Source organism: Spirochaetota bacterium, from assembly GCA_004297825.1.
GTDB lineage: Bacteria > Spirochaetota > UBA4802 > UBA4802 > UBA5368 > FW300-bin19.
This window is the reverse complement of sequence record SCSX01000063.1, coordinates 1-19,065: the sequence shown is the minus strand read 5'-3', so window position 1 is coordinate 19,065 and position 19,065 is coordinate 1. Positions and strand designations below refer to the sequence as shown.

At 60.3% G+C, this 19,065-nt stretch carries 19 protein-coding genes; 13 read left to right on the top strand and 6 right to left on the bottom strand.

Annotation, left to right across the window (positions count from 1 at the left end; translation table 11 throughout):
• Positions 1–89 precede the first annotated feature (89 nt).
• The 6 genes from EPN93_12830 to EPN93_12805 all read left to right on the top strand — a co-directional run bounded on the left by EPN93_12830 (position 90) and on the right by EPN93_12805 (position 5,425).
• The gene (locus EPN93_12830) at positions 90–770 is read left to right on the top strand and encodes a peptidase M15 (protein ID TAL33913.1); all 681 of its coding nucleotides are present in this window, start codon (positions 90–92) and stop codon (positions 768–770) included.
• A 238-nt stretch (positions 771–1,008) separates the two neighbouring features.
• Complete coding sequence (locus EPN93_12825) at positions 1,009–1,956, top strand: hypothetical protein (protein ID TAL33912.1); 948 nt, start codon at positions 1,009–1,011, stop codon at positions 1,954–1,956.
• Positions 1,943–2,488, top strand: coding sequence for a hypothetical protein (locus tag EPN93_12820; protein TAL33911.1), 546 nt, complete (start codon positions 1,943–1,945; stop codon positions 2,486–2,488). Before EPN93_12825 ends, EPN93_12820 begins: the two co-directional genes overlap by 14 nt.
• Positions 2,485–3,081 (top strand): histidine phosphatase family protein, encoded by a 597-nt coding sequence (locus EPN93_12815; GenBank protein TAL33910.1) that lies wholly within the window; start codon positions 2,485–2,487, stop codon positions 3,079–3,081. Before EPN93_12820 ends, EPN93_12815 begins: the two co-directional genes overlap by 4 nt.
• Before the next feature lie 27 nt (positions 3,082–3,108).
• Positions 3,109–4,701: an alkaline phosphatase gene (locus EPN93_12810; protein ID TAL33909.1), complete on the top strand. Its 1,593-nt coding sequence runs from the start codon at positions 3,109–3,111 to the stop codon at positions 4,699–4,701.
• Between the two features lies 1 nt (position 4,702).
• Positions 4,703–5,425 (top strand): methyltransferase domain-containing protein, encoded by a 723-nt coding sequence (locus EPN93_12805; GenBank protein ID TAL33908.1) that lies wholly within the window; start codon positions 4,703–4,705, stop codon positions 5,423–5,425.
• A 25-nt stretch (positions 5,426–5,450) separates the two neighbouring features.
• On the opposite strand, the gene EPN93_12800 is transcribed toward EPN93_12805, so the two are convergent.
• Positions 5,451–6,530 (bottom strand): hypothetical protein, encoded by a 1,080-nt coding sequence (locus EPN93_12800; GenBank protein TAL33907.1) that lies wholly within the window; start codon positions 6,528–6,530, stop codon positions 5,451–5,453.
• 5 nt (positions 6,531–6,535) lie between these two features.
• Positions 6,536–7,897, bottom strand: a complete 1,362-nt coding sequence (locus EPN93_12795; protein TAL33906.1) for a tetratricopeptide repeat protein — start codon at positions 7,895–7,897, stop codon at positions 6,536–6,538.
• 199 nt (positions 7,898–8,096) lie between these two features.
• On the opposite strand from EPN93_12795, the gene purE reads away from it, so the two are divergent.
• From purE to EPN93_12765, 6 genes are all read left to right on the top strand, one after another.
• Entirely contained in the window at positions 8,097–8,627 is a 531-nt protein-coding gene (gene purE / locus EPN93_12790) for a 5-(carboxyamino)imidazole ribonucleotide mutase (protein TAL33905.1), read from the top strand.
• A gap of 8 nt (positions 8,628–8,635) precedes the next feature.
• On the top strand, positions 8,636–10,192 hold the full coding sequence (locus tag EPN93_12785; protein ID TAL33968.1) for a glutamine-hydrolyzing GMP synthase: 1,557 nt from the start codon (positions 8,636–8,638) through the stop codon (positions 10,190–10,192).
• A 33-nt stretch (positions 10,193–10,225) separates the two neighbouring features.
• Positions 10,226–10,966 carry a hypothetical protein gene (locus EPN93_12780; GenBank protein TAL33904.1) on the top strand — a complete coding sequence of 247 codons (741 nt, stop codon included), beginning with the start codon at positions 10,226–10,228 and terminating at the stop codon, positions 10,964–10,966.
• A 49-nt stretch (positions 10,967–11,015) separates the two neighbouring features.
• Positions 11,016–11,894, top strand: coding sequence for a radical SAM protein (locus EPN93_12775; GenBank protein ID TAL33903.1), 879 nt, complete (start codon positions 11,016–11,018; stop codon positions 11,892–11,894).
• 98 nt (positions 11,895–11,992) lie between these two features.
• The gene (locus EPN93_12770; protein ID TAL33902.1) at positions 11,993–12,763 is read left to right on the top strand and encodes a hypothetical protein; all 771 of its coding nucleotides are present in this window, start codon (positions 11,993–11,995) and stop codon (positions 12,761–12,763) included.
• Between the two features lie 53 nt (positions 12,764–12,816).
• Positions 12,817–13,056 (top strand): hypothetical protein, encoded by a 240-nt coding sequence (locus tag EPN93_12765; protein TAL33901.1) that lies wholly within the window; start codon positions 12,817–12,819, stop codon positions 13,054–13,056.
• Positions 13,057–13,063: 7 nt separating this feature from the next.
• Here the strand turns inward: EPN93_12765 and EPN93_12760 are convergent, their stop codons facing one another.
• From EPN93_12760 to smpB, 4 genes are all read right to left on the bottom strand, one after another.
• Positions 13,064–15,487, bottom strand: a complete 2,424-nt coding sequence (locus tag EPN93_12760; GenBank protein TAL33900.1) for a hypothetical protein — start codon at positions 15,485–15,487, stop codon at positions 13,064–13,066.
• 485 nt (positions 15,488–15,972) lie between these two features.
• Positions 15,973–16,323 (bottom strand): hypothetical protein, encoded by a 351-nt coding sequence (locus tag EPN93_12755; GenBank protein ID TAL33899.1) that lies wholly within the window; start codon positions 16,321–16,323, stop codon positions 15,973–15,975.
• Positions 16,324–16,452: 129 nt separating this feature from the next.
• Positions 16,453–17,580 carry a GGDEF domain-containing protein gene (locus EPN93_12750; protein TAL33898.1) on the bottom strand — a complete coding sequence of 376 codons (1,128 nt, stop codon included), beginning with the start codon at positions 17,578–17,580 and terminating at the stop codon, positions 16,453–16,455.
• Between the two features lie 119 nt (positions 17,581–17,699).
• Positions 17,700–18,158, bottom strand: a complete 459-nt coding sequence (gene smpB, locus EPN93_12745) for an SsrA-binding protein SmpB (GenBank protein ID TAL33897.1) — start codon at positions 18,156–18,158, stop codon at positions 17,700–17,702.
• 143 nt (positions 18,159–18,301) lie between these two features.
• Between smpB and EPN93_12740 the strand changes: the two genes are divergently transcribed.
• A partial coding sequence (locus EPN93_12740) for a response regulator (GenBank protein ID TAL33896.1) occupies positions 18,302–19,065 on the top strand: 764 nt, incomplete at its 3' end.

The following is a 19,065-nucleotide window of genomic DNA, read 5'->3' as shown; positions in this document are numbered from 1 at the left end:
AAAGTGCGCTTTGTCAAGGGAATTCGAGAGCGGTCACTTTTTTTATTTGACCGCGGGACAAAATTCGTGCACGCAGGGTAGTATCAGCCATGAAAACTACGCGAATCCTTTCCGCCGTCCTGGCGCTCTGTCTTTGGATTCCCGCGGCCTGCGGCGAAAGCGGGCAAGAGGGGGACGGGGACGCGAAACCGCGCGCCTGCACGCGAATGCCGGAGGGCTTCTCCGATCTCGCCCTGGTTTCCGGCGTGAGAACCGACGTGCGCTACGCGACCGCGAACAATTTCACCGGCGCGGCGATGGACGGCTATCGCGCGGGCTGCGCCTGGCTCGTGACGCCCGCGGCCGAGGCGCTGGGAAGGGTCCGGGAGGAGCTCGCGCACCGCGGCTACGGTCTCCTGGTGCTGGATGCCTACCGGCCCCTCAGGGCGCAGATACACATGATCCGGTGGGCCCGCGCCTCCGGGAAGGCATGGCTGGTGGGAACCTATATATCGGGCATCGCCAACACCGAGGCCGTGTACGGCCATCCCTGCGGGAACACCGTGGACCTCACCCTGACCGACGAACGGGGCCGCGAGCTGGACATGGGAAGCGCCTACGACGAATTCTCCGAGCGCGCCTGGACGAAGAACGCCGACGGTCCCGCCCGTGAGCGCCGCGAGATTTTGAAAAGCGCGATGGAGCGCCAGGGGTTCAAGAATTACCACATGGAATGGTGGCATTATACCTACATGAAGCCCTTCAAGGCGCGCGACGCGGTGATAGAATGAGTTGCATGAATTTGTGTTGATTATCGAGTGGGAGCGTTATAGCATTTGCGGGCCTCGTGGGGTCCAACGGCGCGGGCCGGTGCGTGGGGCGCGATCGAAGGCTTTAAATCGGGGGTCCGATATCGCTTCCGGCCGGCCGGCGAATCGGACCCAAACCACAAAACGTAATTGAATTCGCGCCGCGAAATGAAGTATATTTAATTCGAATCGATTCCAGGCGGGGCTCGGCGGGGAGAGAATGAATCCACTTGATCAGATCCGGGACATGCTCAAGGCGATAGGGCCCGAGGCGCGGAATAAAACCGGAGACGTTTTCATCAACAACATCAAGAACGAGTTCGTGCTCTTCCAGGGCGAATACGAGGTGGGCCATGTCCCGGTGAAGGAGCTCGACTACGCGAGCGCCGTGGGGATCGTGAAGGGCGTCGCGGAATTCGTGCCCGAATATCTGGCCGGCCACGATCTCATGCGCGAGCGCAAGCCCGCCGCCGAACAGCATACGCTGCAATTCGTGAAGAAATTGCCCGGGAAATTTATTGACTTCATCCACATCTACAAGCTGGACATGAAGTACGGCGGCGGTGGGGGACGCGTCCTGGAAAAAGGGACCACGGACCGGTATCCCTCGTTCGTCACCGACCGCGCCTACTTCAAGTCTGAGCTCATACCCGTGGTAAAATCGGACAAGCCGGCGGAGGACTCCTTTCTCCCGGTGCGGGTATTCGACCTGACCTACACGGAATCGGATCAGGCCTTCCACACCTTCGCCATGTTCGAGGACATCAATTACCGGGAGCTCACCAGGGAGCTCCACGTGCGCATGGACCTGGAGGACGTGTTTCCGATCTCGCTCAAGCTGTACCCCTTCATCGTGTACGATTATTTCACCTCCTGCATAAACGTGCTGCGTCCCACGGCGCGCGAACTAGAGCGCGCGTGCGCGGTATTCGAACCCCTCTTCCTTCTCGTTTACAGTAAGTACAAGAGCGCCGAGGAACTCCTTCCCGCCGCGAAGCGCGAGTCCCTGTTTCCGGGTCTCCTGATCCCCCGCGAGGACGAGCTCGCCCCCACCGACGCGTTCACGGCGCAGCTCAGGGAATATTTTGGACGCTTCCGGACCGTGCGCGACGACGAGCTCTCGCTTAAGGGATGGTGGAGGATCGACTGCGATCATGACTGCGATTAGAAGGGGCGTATCCGCGGCGGTGCTGGCCGCGCTTGTAGTGATGCTTGCGTGCGGCGGGGATCGTGGTGTTCCGTCCTTGGGTGAGGGACGGCTGGGATCGCGGCTTGCTACCGGGGGTGACATCGCCGACAGTACCCTCGTCTACACGTTTCGCCCCTACACCCGTGGCGGGACGGTGAAGGATCTCTTCAACTTCTTTTATTTCGAGGGGGATACGGTTTGTTTCAGCTTTCCGCTGACAGGCGGCGCGGCGCACGGCGCGGTGAAGGCGGTGTTCGTGGACAGTGCCCGCGGGATATCGGTTGAGGCGGAGAGGCTGGAGGTCGTAGAGGGGAAGATTTACGGCTTCTCGCTCGTGGGAAGCCTCATGGAAAAATTTTTCCACGCGGAGCTTGCCGCGCCTGCTCCAGGTGACGGATATTCCTGCAAAGACATCCCCTTTGAGGTGCGATGCACGATTGAGCTTCCGGGGGGCGCGCAGGAGCGCAGGCTGAAGGGCGCATTCAGGATCGAGTACCGCGACGCCAAATGAATTTCCGCAATCGCTACATGGTTATGCGACACGGCGAGAGCGAGGCGAACGTCGCGCACATAATCGCAAGCGGGCCCGACCTGGCGAGGGGGTCATACGGGCTGACCGGACAGGGCGCGGAGCAGGTGCGCGGGCGCGTGCGCGAATGCGGGGACCTGGACCGGGTGACGATCGTATGCTCGTCGGATTACCGGCGGGCGATCGAGACGGCGGAGATCGTGCGCGAGATCCTGGGCCTGGGGCAGGTTCGGGTGTCGGCGCTGCTGCGGGAGCGCTTCTTTGGCGAATTCGAGGGCAGGAGCTCGGAGCATTATTACGACGTCTGGGCCGGGGACGCGGGCAACCCGGACAACGGCGCGCACGGCGTAGAGACGCCCCGCGCGGTGCGCGCGAGAATGCTCGCGTTCGTGGAGGAATGCGAAAAAGACCTTGATGGGGAAACGCTGCTCATCGTGTCGCATGGCGATCCCCTGCAGATACTCTGCGCGGCCTTCCGGGGGCTTGCCCCCGACCGGCACAGGGAGATCCCGCCGATGGGGAACGCGGACGTAAGAATGCTGGAGCCCGCGGAGGGATTCGCGCTACGGGCATAGTCAAGATCGGACACCATGGTGGAGAACATGAAAAAGCTTGCAATAATCATCGCCGCGGGACTCGCGTGCGCCGTGCTCCTTGGCGGGGCGTGCTCAAAGAAACCGGGCCCCATCCGGAACGTCATCCTGATCATCGGGGACGGCATGGGTCCCCAGCAGATCGGCCTCGCGCTCACCTACGCGCGCTACGCCCCGCGGTCGGTCGTCCCCGGCCGAAAGCTCGTCATCGAGGAGGCCATGCAGGCGGGCGCGATGGGTCTCGTGCTCATGAGCCCCGAGGGCGCGCTCGTCACCGATTCCGCGGCCTCCGCGACCCAGTACGCGACGGGGCTTCCGGCGCGTCCGGAGACCGTGGGCCTCAACAAGGACGGCAACGCAGCCGAGACCATCCTGGAACTGGCGAGCCGCAAGGGCCGGGCCACCGGGCTCGTGTCCGATACGCGCATCACGCACGCGACCCCCGCGGCCTTCGCCGCGCACCGCGCGGACCGCAACATGGAAAACGAGATCGCCGAGGACGTCATCCGGTCGGGCGCCGACGTGCTCTTCTCCGGGGGGCTCAGGTACTTCCTTCCGCAAGAGGTCGCGAATAAAAATTCGCAGGCGTACAAGGACCTGCGCGAGCTCGTCCCCGCCCACATCGAGCTCGATTCGAAGCGCAAGGACAACCAGAACCTGCTCGACGCGGCGCGGGGCCAGGGATACGACCTCGTATTTGGCAAGTCCGATATGCAGAGCGCGAAGAGCGGGAAGCTGCTGGGACTTTTCACCGCGGGCGAAATGCCCGACGGAATCCAGGTGACGAAGACGCGCAAGAGCAAGGACCGCCAGATCCCCACGCTCCGGGAGATGACGGAGAAAGCGATCGAGATACTTTCGCGCAGCGAGAGCGGTTTTTTCCTCATGGTCGAGGCCGGCCACATCGACTGGGCGGGTCACAACAGCGATGCCGGGCGGCTCATCCACGAAATGCTGGTGCTGGACGAAACCCTGGGGTACGTGTACTCGTGGGCGAAGTCACGCGAGGACACGCTCGTCCTGGTCGCGGCCGACCACGAGACGGGGGGCGTGGGTTTCAGCTATTCGCGCTACAATATACCGGAGCCCCGGGCGCTCATGGGCAAGGCCTTCGGGGGAAAGCCGTATAAGCCCTCGTGGAATTACGTGAATCCCGAGGTCCTGGACCGCATCTACGCGCAGAAAATGAGCTTCAACGGGATACGCGACCAGTTCGAGGCGCTGCCTAAAAAAGACCAGACCGCCGATGCGCTCACGAGAATTTTCAACGCGAACGTCGAATTCAAGATATCGTCGGAGGAGGCGAAGGCTATCCTCGCCGACGAGACGAACGAGTACTATGTGTCGGGACGGGATGCCAGGAAAAGCTTTCCCAAGGTACTGGACTTCAAGGAATTCTACGTCGCGCCGGACGAGGCGCGCAACAACCTCATGGGCCGCGCCATCAGCCGTGAGCAGGGAATCGTATGGGCGAGCGGCACTCATACGTCGACCCCGACGATTCTCATAGCGCTGGGGCCGGAGAACACGATAAACTATTTCCGCGGCCTGCGCCATAGTACCGAGGTGGGCGAGCTCATGCGGCAGGCGCTGGGGTTGTGACATGAAATTCTATGATCGCCAGTTCGCGCTGGACTACGACCGGAGGCTTTCAGCCGAGGGGTACCCGGGCAACCTGCTCGACGAGGTGGCATCGAGAATCAAGGGGGCGGGTCGTATCATTGACGTGGGAGCCGGGACGGGATTCTTTACCGCTCCCCTCGCACGGATAGGACACAGGGTCGAGGCTGTGGAGCCCTCGCAATGGATGGCGGCACTTCTGGAGGAAAAGCTTGAGGGGGAGGCCCGCGGCCGCGTCAGGGTATCCGTGGTTCCCTGGGAGGATTGGAGCGGCGACAGGGCCGATGCGCTTGTCTGCGTTCACGCGATCTACCCGATGAAAGATACGAGGGCGGCGCTGCGCAAGATGAGCGAATACGCGGCGAAGTCCGTGCTCCTCGTCAAGAGCGACGTGGGGACGCTCAGCCTTGCGGAGCTTTTACGCGCGCGTTTCGGCGGCGGGCACGGCGGTTCGGGCGTGTTCCGCACGCAGGTCACCGATGCGCTCGACGTGATCGGTCTCGATTACGAGGTGCACAATGTCGAGCAGATTCGCGTCACCCGGATCGCCGATCTCGACGAGGAATCCGAGTACTTCCGAAGGCACCTGGGGCTCGAAGAGGGGATGGGTCCGGAGGTGCGGCGCGTGCTCGAAGAGGTGTGCGCGCGCGATAAACAGGGCTACTCTTTCCGCGGCGTGTACCACGACGTGGTGATCACGTTTTAGAGATTCACACCCTACCTGCGACCGCCTATCCCGCAGGCGCCGCCTGTTTTTTAGCGACGAAAACATGAGGAAGCTCCCCGCGGGCCACCGCAAGCAGATCGAGAAAGCGTTTTTCATCGATGAGGAAAAGCGCCCCCCCCTGTTCTATAATGATGTGCGGGCCCGACCTGCCGCGCGCCCTGAACGAGAAGGGAAGCGTGATGCCCTCAGACGGACGTGCGTAGTCGGTAAAAAAAATCCCGTCGCGCGTCTCGAAGAGCGCGCCCGAGCCCAGAAGCGTGATATCGACGAGATCGCCCATGGTCGCGAGCTCCTTGACGGCTTTCGTCTCGAAGGCGTACGCCGCGAGGATCCACGCGCCCGCGCTCCCCGCAATGTAGTATAATCGGTCCCGGGTCGATATGAGGCGGGAGGATGAAACCGGTTTGTTTTTAAACAGCATCGTTTCCTTCTCGATCCCCAGGGCGCTCAGGTTGTACTGCCCGCCCATCCCCAGGATGAGGAGCAGCGTCCCGCCCTCCAGGATGAACGACGCCCTGTACCCCGAGTCTCCGTAGGGTGGAGCGAAACTTTCCCGTGGAAGGAAGGGCTTAAACGAACGGGCGCGCGGGGAATAACGAAAGAGCCTTCCGTCGCAGAACACCATGAGATCGTCGCCGGTCCAGGCGAGCGCGCGGGCCGTCCGGGTCTTTTCCTTCGAGGGGGGAAGCGTGTCCGCGGAAATGAATTTGCCCCCCAAATCGAAGAGCGCCAAGTCGTTTCCCTTTACGAGCGCGACCGAGTCCTTGCCGCACGCGATCGCGTCGAATTCCGCGATTCCCTTCAGGGTTACGTCTGCCGGGTGCACGACACGGGTGCCCGAAGCGGTTTTGCGGTAGAGCGTGTCTCCTCCCTCGGGTAGCGGCGCGTCGAACGAGAAGGCCGCCGAACCGCGCACGATGCCTTCCTCCATTGCGCGAAGGCCTTCGTCCTTCTTCCCTTCCTGGTACAGGCCTGCCCCCTTGCGAATGGACGACTCGTAGTCCCGCCCGCAGGCGGCGAATGCGACGAACAGGGAGGCCGCGGCAAGTAGTGCGTATCTGACGGTGCGCGCCGGAAGGTTCACTCGTATCAACCCCTGTCCTTTTTCTGCATTATGCGCTCGATAAGCCTTGTCAGCGTACTCGTATCCACAAGGTCGATGAGCATGGTCGTGGCGTTGTTCTTCGCCTTGATGCTGAAGCGGCTCGTGGTTATGTAGATACCGCTCCTGCATTTCTCCTCGTCCATGCGCTTGTGGAATTCCTCGAGCTGGGCCTCGGTGATCTCGCGCGTAGTTCTATTGAAGTTGATGAGCAGGGGCGGATCGTTCATCCGCTTCACGTTGAAGGCGCGAAACTGGTACTCGTGCTGACCCACCGGCTTTTTCGAGAGCACGTTGTAATTGAGCCGTGCGATAATCTCGGTGATGAGCGGTTGCAGCTCCTCGAGCGACGAGGTGAAGAGGGCGCGCTGGCGTTCGTCCTCGAGGATTCCCCGGTAGTCGTCCAGCTTGCCCTTGATGCCGCGGTAGCCCGGGTTCTGCTCGTTGATCTGCTCCCAGTGGTAGAGCGCCTCCGCGATCTTGTTGCCGTGCTCGTAACACTCGGCGAGGAGGTAGCGGTACTCGAGCGCCTCGTCGGTCTTGGGCTGGAGTGACGAAAGCCCCGGCTCGAGCCTGCGGATGGCCTCGTCGTACTCGTCCCTCTCGAAATATATCTCGCCGACCTGGTACAAGGATTTTATATAGAAGCGCCGGTCGACCTGGGTGTTCGAGAACATGCGCAGCGCGGTATCGTAGTCCTTGCGGGACTTGTAGATGATTCCCAGCATATACTGGGCCTCGATGGTGTCCGTGCCGGTTTCCAGGGATCGCAGCAGGTGCTGTTCCGCGGAGGAATAGTCGCCCAGATTGAAATAGCTCGCCCCCAGCGGAAACAGCGCGTCGACGAGGCTCGCGTCCTGACTGTACGCGCGCAGCAGGTGATCGCGCGCCGACTGGAAATTCTTCTGCTTGAAAAGCACGTGCCCGATGCGGTGATTGGCCCTGATGTCGTTCGGGTTGAAGGTGAGGATGACCTTGTACTCGTCGACCTCCCGCGGGAACTGCTTGGTTTCCTTGTAGAGCATGGCGAGGTGGTAGTGGATTTCCACCTCGTTCACGTACTGGCGCATATCGGACAACCCCAGGATGCCGGTGAGCTCGGAGATGGCCATCACGTACTGCCTCTGCAGAATGAGCATGCGGGCGCGAAGGTAGCGCGCGGGGACGAAATCGGGTTTCTTGTCAAGGACCTTCTTGACGATCTCCCCTGCCTTGCGCGTGTCGCCCTGCGCGAAAAATTCCTCGGCCTTGCGGATGCGCGCGGGGTGCTGCATCATCCTGGCGACGAGGACCACGCCGCCCATGACGACGAGCGCGATAAAAAACGCGATAAACCTGAGAAAATCCATGCAGCTTCCGCCTGGCGCCGGGGTTTAGCGACACTATTCCGTTAATCATAAGGGAAGACGGACCGCGGCGGGAAGTCAAGTATATTTGGGCCGATGCGTGCACGGTAAAATTGTTTACATTTTGGGTGAGGGGACGCTAGGCTGTCCCCGTCCCCCGGAAACAAGGCTTGTTCCGCACCACACGAGGAGCGTACGTACTATGCCGGACGTTGCTATCATACTCGGGAGCGATTCGGACCTCCCCCGCATCAGGGAATGCTTTTCCACGCTCGAGGATTTCGGCGTGCCCTTCGAGGTGCGCGTCTCTTCCGCCCACAGGACGCCCGACGAGACGAAGGAATGGGCGAAGGGACTGCGGGCGCGCGGCGTGAAGGTCGTCATTGCTGCGGCCGGCGGTGCGGCGCACCTGCCCGGGGTGCTCGCGGCCTACACGACGCTTCCCGTGATAGGTATCCCCATCGAGACTGCGCTCGCGGGCGGGATCGATTCGATCCTCTCGATCCTCCAGATGCCCTCCGGCATACCGGTGGGAACCATGCCGGCCGGCAGGGCCGGCGGGACAAACGCCGCGCTCTACGCGGTCGCGATGCTCGCGATTGGCGACGCGGCCCTCGCTTCGAAGCTCGATGAGTATCGAAAAACGCTCGCGCGCGGCGTGATGGAGAAAAATGAAAAGCTGCAGGCCGCGGGGTATAAGGAATATATCCGTCTGATGGAGTCGAAGAAATGATCGAACACATTCCGGGGAGCGTCCCCGCCGAAAAGGTGATCGTGCTGGATTTCGGTTCGCAGTACACCCAGCTCATCGCCCGCCGCATCCGCGAGCTGCACGTTTACGCCGAGATCGTGCCCTTTTTCCATCCGATCGAGGACATAAAAAGGGAAAAGCCGGGCGCGATCGTGCTCTCCGGGGGACCATCGTCCCTCTACGAGGAGAACGCCCCGCGCATAGGGAACGATATATTCGAGCTCGGCGTGCCGGTGCTGGGCATCTGTTACGGACTGTACGTGACGGTCGAGGCGTTCGGCGGAAAGACGGGGAGCTCGTCGCGCAAGGAGTACGGGCGCGCGACGATCAGCGTGAAGGCGGATTCGCCGCTTTTCAAAGGCCTCGCGCGCGAGGAGACAGTATGGATGAGCCACGGCGACAAGGTGGAAGCGCCCCCGCCCGGCTTCACGGTGATCGCGAGCACGGATAACGCCGAGACCGCGGCCATCGAGCACCGCGAGAAGAGGATATACGGGGTCCAGTTCCACCCCGAGGTCTACCACACCGTCCACGGGACCGAGATACTTTCGAACTTCCTGTTCGGGGTATGCCGCATAACGCCCACCTGGAACATGAAGTCCTTCGTGAACTCGAGCATAGAGGCCATCCGCGCCGAGGTGAAGGACGGCACCGTGCTCCTGGGACTCTCCGGGGGCGTGGACTCCTCGGTCGTCGCGGTGCTTTTACAGAAGGCCATAGGCGAGCGGCTGTACTGCGTGTTCGTGAACAACGGGGTGCTCCGCAAGAACGAGGCCGAGAAGGTGATCGAGCGCTTCACGCACCACATGAAGCTGAACCTCATCTACGTGGACGCCTACGACCGGTTCCTGGGGAAGCTCGCGGGCGTGGACGAGCCGGAAGAGAAGAGGAAAATCATAGGACGGGAATTCATCGCGGTGTTCATGGAGGAGGCGAAGAAGATCGGGCGCTTCGATTTCCTCGCGCAGGGGACGCTCTATCCCGACGTGATCGAATCGGTGTCCACGAAGGGTCCGTCCGATACCATCAAGAGCCACCACAACCGCGTCCCCGAGGTGCTTGAGCTCATTAAGTCCGGCAAGGTGATCGAGCCCCTGAAGGAGCTCTTCAAGGACGAGGTCCGCGAGCTCGGGCAGGAGCTCGGGATGCCCGACGAGCTCATCTACCGGCACCCCTTCCCCGGCCCGGGCCTCGCGATCCGCATCATAGGCGAGATCACCGAGGAGCGCCTCAGGGTGCTGCGCGAGGCGGACGAGATCCTGGTCGACGAGATAAAGGCCGCCGGGCTCTACCGGAAGCTCTGGCAGGCGTTCTGCGTGTTCCTGCCGGTGAAGTCGGTGGGCGTGATGGGCGACAAGCGCACCTACGAGAACGTGATCGCGATCCGCGCCGTCACCTCGGTGGACGCGATGACCGCCGACTGGGCGGAGCTCCCCTACGCGGTGCTCCAGACGATCTCGAACCGCATCATCAACGAGGTGCGCGGCGTGAATCGCGTGGTCTACGACATTTCGTCAAAGCCGCCGTCCACGATCGAGTGGGAGTAGGCGAAGCGGTAACGCTCAGAGGGGGAATCCTGCATGCAGAAGATCATGAACGTACTTGCCGCGGCGGTGCTCATGCTGGGGATTTGGCATCCGGCTTCGTCGGGCCTCAAGGCTGCGAACGACGCGGCGGTCAAGGCCCCCGCGAAGGCCGATTTATCGACGCCCGAAAAATACTTCAAGGCACTCACCGCCATCCCCGCGTTGCTCACCGACGCGGAGGTCGTCACCCTCTACTATGCCGCCGAATCGGCGAAGGCACTTGTCGAGTTCGACAGCATGGGTAACGCCGGGATGAAGCAGTTCGCGCTTTTCAAAGAGGCCTTCCGGAAACGGTTCCCCGAGCGCATCCTCGAGGAGGACGAGAACCGGCTCAAGGTAAGCATGAAGTGGCCTGCGAAGAAATTCGAGACGATGAGCGCGGCATGGTCGCTTACCGCCTCGCTCATCGCCCCGCAGTTGCGCGCGCTCAAGCCGGCCGACATCGTCCTGGTAAGCGCGAGGGAGGAGGGCGGCGTCGTCAAGACGGAGGTCATGGTGTCCGGAAAGAAAAAGCCCATGGACCTGGTGCGCGAGGGCGCCGACCTCAAGCTCTTTATCGAGCCGGCGGAGCTCGCGAAGATAAAAAAGATGAGCGCGATGCTCAACCGCTGTGCCGCGCTCCTGGGGCATTTCCGCCTGGAGCTCGACAAGGGAATCGTCACCGACAAGAACTACGAGGGCACGATCGCCCAGTGGGAGAAGGAGTACATGGCGGTGATCGACGCGTACCAATAGCGCACAACGTCCCCGGTTTCCCGAAAAAATTACTCAACGGATTTCATCAATGCGATACGAAGGAAACATCTTCCGCCCGTTCAGCGAGGCCAATAGTTACCTGTTACAGTGCACCGTGGGATGCTCGCATAACGCGTGCACCTTCTGCGGGATGTACAAGGACAAGAAATACCGCGTGCGCGGCATCGACGAGATAAGGGCCGATATACGCATGGCGGGCGAACATTACGGGGACGTCGAGAAGGTGTTCCTGTGCGACGGCGACGCGATCGCGATCGACACGCCCGTCCTCCTGGAGATATTATCGGACCTCAAAAAAACATTCCGCTCGCTGCGGCATGTGGGCAGCTACGTGGGCCCGCAAAGCACCCTCGCGAAGAGCGCCGATGAGCTGAAGGAGCTGCGCGCGGCCGGGCTCACCAAGGCATACCTGGGCGTCGAGACGGGCGACGACGCGCTCCTGAAGCACATCCGCAAGGGCGTGACCGCGGGGGAGATGCTTGCGGCGGGGCGTGCGCTCATTGACGCCGGGATGAATCTTTCGTCCATGGTGCTCCTGGGGCTCGCGGGCCGCGGTGCGCGCGCACGGGAACACGCAATCGCGACCGCGCGCATCACCAACGAAATGAAGCCGCACTACCTGGCGGCGCTCACCGTGACGCCGGTGCCCGGCACGGTCCTCCACCAGCAGATGCAGCGCGGCGAATACGAGCTTCCCGACGCGCTCGAGACGCTCGAAGAGATGAAGGTGCTTTTCGAAAACCTGACGGTGGACAACATGCGCTTCGTGGGAATCCACGCCTCGAACTACCTGCCCGTCAACGGCACCCTCCAGAAAGATAAGGCACACATGCTCGCCGCGATCGACGCGGTGCTTTCGGGCCGCGACATGTCGGGACTCCGGTCCGAGCGGGCGCGGGGGTTGTAGGGCTCGCTCGATTTAAGCAACTGCATGCTGTTGTAAATTAGAATTGACAATAATGAAAATCATTGCATATTACTCTTGTTTAATGGACTGGAGAATAAATGGTAAGTAATCCTAATTCCCGTACTAAAATATTAATTGTCCCAATAATATTATTTTTTATTCAATCTGCATTTGTACTATTGCCACCGGATTTAAAGACTCCTGCTGATTTAATTACTCTTCTGGGAAATTTGAACTACCAGGTCAAAATATTCCTTTTTGTGACTCTAATAGGTTTATATGTTCTTTATCAAAAATGGGCATTACAAGGTGAAGTGAGACTATTCAGCAAGTTTATTGCAACGCGTCCGCAAATAATTGAAAGCCGTATTAGAGATTTGGCGCAAGTTTATTCAAAACACAGCATTGACCTTAGAGTTAATGTGATGATAGCAAAGAGAAGAATTCTCATTTGGAAGCGACTATGCAATTGGCACCGGCCATTTATAATGACAACACAATTCGATACGGTTTTCCATTACAATATGAATCGAGATATGGATAAAAATTTGCAATTAACGATTAATCAGGGAGTGGCGGGCTTGGCTTATCGGGAAGGGCAAATTGTGGTTGACTTGGAAAAAGTAGATAGGAATGAGTTTAGTTTAACTAAAGAGCAATTAAAAGCAACAGAAGATATAAAGTTTATAATGAGCACCCCGATTTTTGAAATTGATCTTCATACGATGAGGTTAACAAATAAAATAATAGGTGTGGTTAATATCGATAGTAAAAACAATACATTCGACGAACTAGAAAAGAGAAAATTGCTCGAGAAGCTTTTTGAAAATAGCAACAATATTTCTGAATTTGTTGCTCTGCTGCATTAAAGGAAAGGTTGATTGTTTGTTGTACTGGGAGTATATTTATAGAGAGGTTCATTATGGGAAACAAGAAAAATATCAGCGGATTCAAATTAGTCCCCATAAAGCCTGGTATATACAAAGCTAATCTTGTACCTACTTCGACAGGAACTGTTTCGTATTCTGAAATCGCTGAGAAAATTTCAAAGCCTGATATTACCTTTAAAAAGGAATCATCTTCATCGGGTGGGAATAATGGCGCTCGTACTACCCAGAAAAAGATGTCTCGTGCGCCCCTAAAATCAAAAAAATCATCCTAGATAGGATTTAATTTTTATTGCGTGTTACTCGCACTTTAAGAGAGACACCCGGCGCGCAGGGCAGCACAAACCTCACGCACGCATCCCCGGTCCGCTCGAAGGAAATCTCCCTCCCGTCCGCAACAATCGACATCGCCGGCGCTGCGCACAGCGGATCCTCCACCGTGAATGTGAGCGTTCCCGACTGCGCGGCGGATGGCGCCCGGTAGAGGAAAGAAAGTGAGCCCTCGCGTTTTTCAATTTCAAGGAGGGCACATTTCAGGGACCACTCCGGGTCGGGAAGCCGTGGCGTTATGCGAAATCCAAATGCGTCCGGCTCCACGCCGCAGGTCCTGAGCGCGGCGAGGATGGGGGAGGCGTGCACGTTCGCGTTCATGACGGGGAAGTCGGCCATGGGCGTGATGTGGTAGAAGGTCTCCCCGGCGTTTTCCGCATAACGGGCGTTGTAGCTGTCCGGCCCGCTCCACGTGCCAAACCAGATGTCCGGGTAAGCCTCCGCGTGGGCGCAGAGCGTGTTTTTAAAGAGGCTCGCGCGCGCGTACGCGGGGCGGCGCGCGCCGTATCCCCAGGTGAGGATCGCATTCGCCGCCGGCCAGACGCCGCCGTTGGTGTCCCATCCGGAGGGGAGGAAATCGAACCGCAGCCGCGCGGGGGGAGCGAGGATGTGCGCCCCGCAGGGAGACGGCGCGTCGAGCGTTTCACGGATCGCGTCGGCTATGGTGTCGGCCATGGCGCCGGGGAGCGCCCCCGAGGCAAGGGCCCAGGCGTGGTGCTCCATGAAGAGCGCATCGCCGCCGATCGCGTTTCCCCTGCCATCCCAGCTTCGAATGAGCTGCCGCCCGTTCCACTGCCGGAGAAGCGCCGCCCTGAGCCGTTCGGTGAATCGGTACAGTTTCCCTGCAAGTGCATCGTCCCATGACGCGGCGAGTGCGGCGGTGTGCGGGAGCACGTAGAGCGCCATCGCGGTGGTGTACGTCGATTCACCGTCCCGGATGTAGGCGCGGCGGCGCTTCGCGTGAAACTGGATGAAATCGTTCCAGTCGCCGGTGCCGGAGCGCAGGAGTCCGTGGGCGCCGGTGCCCGTGCGCTCCATGACATAACGGCAGTACTGCGCAACGGCGCTCTTCACCGTGCGCGGGGACACCGTGCCGGCGGGATGATACGGATGGATCTCGTCCAGGAAGGCGAAGTCGCGCGTCGCGAAGACATACTCGGTGAGCGCCCACAGGAAGAAGAGATGCAGGTCGCCCGAGACCCCGTGAAGCCCGAATCCCGAGGACATGCCGTATCCGTAGAGGGCGTAGGGCAGGGTGCCGTCCGCGTGCGTGGCGCGCAGCATGGTCACGAGGATTTCACGCGCGAGCGGCGGATCGATATACGACAGCGCCGCCGCGAACAGGGCGTGGTCCCGCGGCGCGCCGTCCACGCCCTGGACGAAATAGTACGCCCCGCCCTGGCGCACGGTATGGCTGTCGTGACAGCGGTCGTACATCGCGGCGTCGCGAAGCTGTCCCGCATGCCAGGTCCATTCGCGTTCCACCCACGGAATCCCCGGCACGCTGAAAAAAAACGCGTCCTTACGGCGCGCGGCCATGTGGTTTTCCATGGATGCATGGTACAGCGCCCGCGCGGCCGTCTCCACCTCGGCCCTGTCCGCATAGCCCCAGACGACGCGGAAATCCTGGGTATTTCGGGGCGCGAGCGCGAACGAATGTGCCAGGTTCACGGGGTTCCGATATTCCTTCGTGCCTGAGAATCCGTTCCCCCGCGCGAGCGCGCCCAGTACCTCCCGGGCCGACGAAAACGGCACCGCCCGGACCGCGCATGTTTGTTCACCCCGGCCCGCATCGCCGCTAAAGAAGGTCTGAGGAAATTCCTGGCGGGGCGATAACGCCCGGGGGTCAAAGCGCTTCCCCGCGCGCCGCTCCGGAAAGACATGAATCTCCCCCGCGGTCGCCGATTCGACCCTGTAAGTGAAAGAGCGGGCGAAACGCATTCTCCTCCAGTTCGTGTTGAGGCGCAGCGGGTAGAGCAGGTAGCGCGAGACAAGCGAAAGAAGCCTTAGTACCGGCGCGCGGCCGAAGCGCTCCCTCCTCCATCCGGAACAAACGGGGTCGAAGTCGATGAACCACGCGGCGACGCCGTGCGCGAGCATAAGCCGCTCCGGCGCCTGGGGACCGGGCGTTATGCGCATGTCGGTGACCACGGCCGGGGAATTATCGTCGGGAAGCCAGTGGGTGATCCCCACGCGCGTACCGCGCACCTCGTATGCGAAACGCGCGTATCCCATCCCGAAGCGGACCTCCATGGCGCTTTCCGGGGGCAGAAGTCCCCTGAGGAGCGGTACGGGTTCCGTACCCGGGAAACAGAGCATCGCGAGCGCCCCGCCCACCGTGCCCAGGCGCGGTTCGAAGGGCGTTATGCGGAACAATCCGCGGTCGGACGCGTAGAGCTCGGTACTGCCGTCGGCGTGAAGCGCGGCGGTCAGGCGGCGGTTCCCGGCCTGGTGCCAGGGGGCGCGGAAGACGCCGTCCTCGGTGACCTGGGGCGCGCGGGGAGCGCTTTCGGGCGGAGCGTAATCATAGCAGGGAAGGCCGTACTCGTCCGTCGCCCACCGCCCGAAAGAGCCGTCGCCGGACCAGGAAGCGAAATCCGCAGGCGTGCTTATATCGGACCCCCGTTAATAAAAAATGGCGTCATGCGATGTCCGGCGTCTTGAATAACGCTACCGCATCCCGTGCGTCCAGGCAAGCACTTAACGGCATGCCGGATTTCACGGAACGCACGCTTGTCGGGGGGATGAAATTCCCGTCGCCGGCTGTCCGGGAGTTTTCGTGGGTGAGATAAATACGGAAACAACCCCCTCCCGGGGGCTGGTGAGCGTATGGCATCTGGTTGGTCGGACGGGAAAACGCGCTAGTTCATCGCTTCGAAAAGGTCGAACTCGACATCCCCGCTCTTCGACGCATGTCCAATCCCGATGGGCGCGGTCTTATGGGTGTCGAACTCTATGTGGATCAAGATGGGATAACGGTCGCCGGCCTCTGCGATTTCACCCCTGGAAAAATGCACCTCCACCGGGGAGAGCATCCTCTTGCCGCCCAGGATGAAACGCACCTCCCTGGTGCGCACGAAGGGGTCTTCCTTGGTCCAATCGTTCTTGATGATGCTTTTCGCCTTGCTGCGTACGGTCGATTCGATGTCCTTTTTCGAAATGGTAAGCGACTGGTAGCTCCTTCGCTCGGACAAGATGGTTTTAAATTGCATAGTTCGCCTCGTGGTAATGATCAGTTTAGCATGTTATGTTGAAATTACCAGCAATTAATCTCATAAGTGGATATTAATCGGATAAATTTGAAGCGGTGCGGCGACCCGGCGCAACCCCGTCCCGGGCGCTCAGCCGCTCACCACACAGTTCTTCCCATTCGACTTCGCCGTGTAGAGCAGGCCGTCCACGCGGATGAACAGGCTTTCCGCGGTATCCTCCGGGAGGTATTCCGTGATCCCGAAGCTGCAGGTAACCCGTCCTATCCTGGGAAATTGATGCTTTTCGATCACCGCGCGGATACGGTCGGCCAGAACGGCGGCCTGCACGCGCCCCGTCTGGGGCAGGAGCAGGGCGAACTCCTCGCCCCCCCAGCGCGCGAACAGGTCGATTTCGCGTATCTGCGTCGAGACGAGCATTGCTATGCCGGTGAGGACGGCGTCGCCGGCGCGGTGGCCGTGGGTGTCGTTTATCTTCTTGAAATTGTCGATGTCGATGAGCACGAGGCTGAAAGGGCCGTGGTACCGGTACGCGATCATGATCCATCGCGAGAGCTCGTCGTCGAATTTTTTTCTGTTGAACACCCCCGTGAGCGCATCGGTGACGGTCATTCTTTCCAGGTCCCTGGTCGTGAGGTATTGCAGCCGCTTCGAATACTCTCCGCGCAGCATCGAAAACGCGCCCAGGACGAGGGCCAGCACGAGGTACGTGATTATCGCGGCGATTTCAAAGCCGGTCAGGCGTCCCGGCGAAGTAACGAGCAGCGCCGTATACGAGATTATGACGGCGACGGCTATGGTCACCGATAATACCCAGCGGTTGGGGACGAGAAAGATTCCCAGGATGACCATGATCACGCTGAATCCCTGGATGTAGGGGTTGCCTTTTTCATAAAGTGTCAGCACCGCGATGAAATTGAGGCAATTGAGCGCCAGGTATCCCGTTATCCACCGGTGCATGACGGGAAGGTTCGCCGGCTTTTTTAGCGCAAGGAGCGTGACGAGCGAAACGAAAACAAAAAGCGCGCGGAGGGCGAAAAGGAAAAGAAAGCGCGGTTCCGCGCCAAAGACCAGGTAGTCCGGTACCAGGAACATGAAGTACAGGAGCGCGCCGGCGGAGAGGAAAAACCGGAGATACCTTCCCAGGCGTCCGTATTCGTGTACGAAGTAGTCCCGTTCGAGGGCTTTATCGCCGAACGTCGCGGTATACCCGTTAACCCTTCTGGGCGGATTTTTATGTTCGGAATTCATGTCCGGCATTGTGGGTGCCTCCGGAAAAGTAATATCGGCGCCCCTGGGGCGCCCCGGCCTGAATCGCACCGCGGCAGGCGCGCGAAGATGACGAAAAAACGCATAATGCGTGGCGTACGTCCTACCGGCTAACGGTGCTTCTTGATCTCCCGCTGCAGCTCCCGGTTCGCTTCCCGCGTCTTGATCGTCGAGCGCTTGTCATACTGGGCCTTGCCCTTCGCCAGGCCCAGGAGCACCTTGACCTTCCCGTTCTTGAAGTAGAGCTTGAGGGGGACCATCGTGTAGCCGCGCTCCTGGAGTTTGCCGGTAAGGCGCCTGATCTCGCGGGTATGCAGGAGGAGCTTGCGGTCCCTGACGGGCTCGTGGTTGAACCGGTTGCCCATCTCGTAGGCGGAGATGTTCATGCCGGTGAGGTAGGCCTCGCCCTTCCATATGCGCGCGTAGGCTTCGTTGATGCTCACCTTTTTCTGGCGGACGGATTTCACCTCCGTGCCCACGAGCACGATCCCCGCCTCGAAGGTCTCGAGTATCTCGTATTCGAAGCGCGCCTTCTTGTTCTGAACTATGTCGTGTATGGTATCGCTCATCCTGGTTACCGGCCCGGCAGCGGGAAAGCCTCGCACACGGGGAGTATCCGTCAAATCATTTTCGCTGTCAAATTCTATTGACTTTCGACGTCCCGTGACGTATTCTCAGAGTGCAAATCTCAGGTGCCTGTTAAATACTGAAAATGCCCGGAGCGAGAATCCTAATAGTAGAGGACGAAAATCTGGCCGCGGGGGAGTACGCGCGCATACTGCGGGATCTGGATTACACGATCGCGGGGAACGCGCTCTCCGGCGAGGAGGCGCTGCGCGTGCTTATGGAGGCGCGCCCCGACCTGGTCATCATGGATATCGAGCTGCAGGGGGCGATCGACGGCATAGAGACCGCGGAGCAGATGCGCGAACAGACGGACGTGCCCGTCGTGTTCCTGAGTACGCACAGCGACCTTCCCAGCATACGCCGCGCGATCCACAGCCAGGCGTACGGGTACGTGATCAAGCCGGTGAGCAGGGAACACCTCTATACCGCCATCGAGACGGCGCTCCAGCGCCACCGGCTGGAGAAACGCCTCGCGCAGAGCGAGGCCAGGTACCGCGCCATCGTAGAGGATCAAACCGAGCTCATATGCCGCTGCCTGCCCGACGGCACCCTCACCTTCGTAAACGGAGCCTTCTGCCGCTTTTTCAACCGTACGCTCGATGCGCTCATAGGCCAAAGCTTCACATCGGCCGTTCCGCGGGAGGACCGGGTCCGCCTGGAAACGGCGCTCGCGGCGCTCTCCACCGCGAAACCGGTGTGCACGGTCGAGCACCGCGTCTCGCTGGATGACGGCCAGCAGCACTGGCAGCAATGGACGTACCGTGCGATATCCCGCGAACAGGGCGGGATCATCGAGTACCAATTGGTGGGACGCGACATCACCGAGCGCAAGAGGGCCGAGCAGAATCT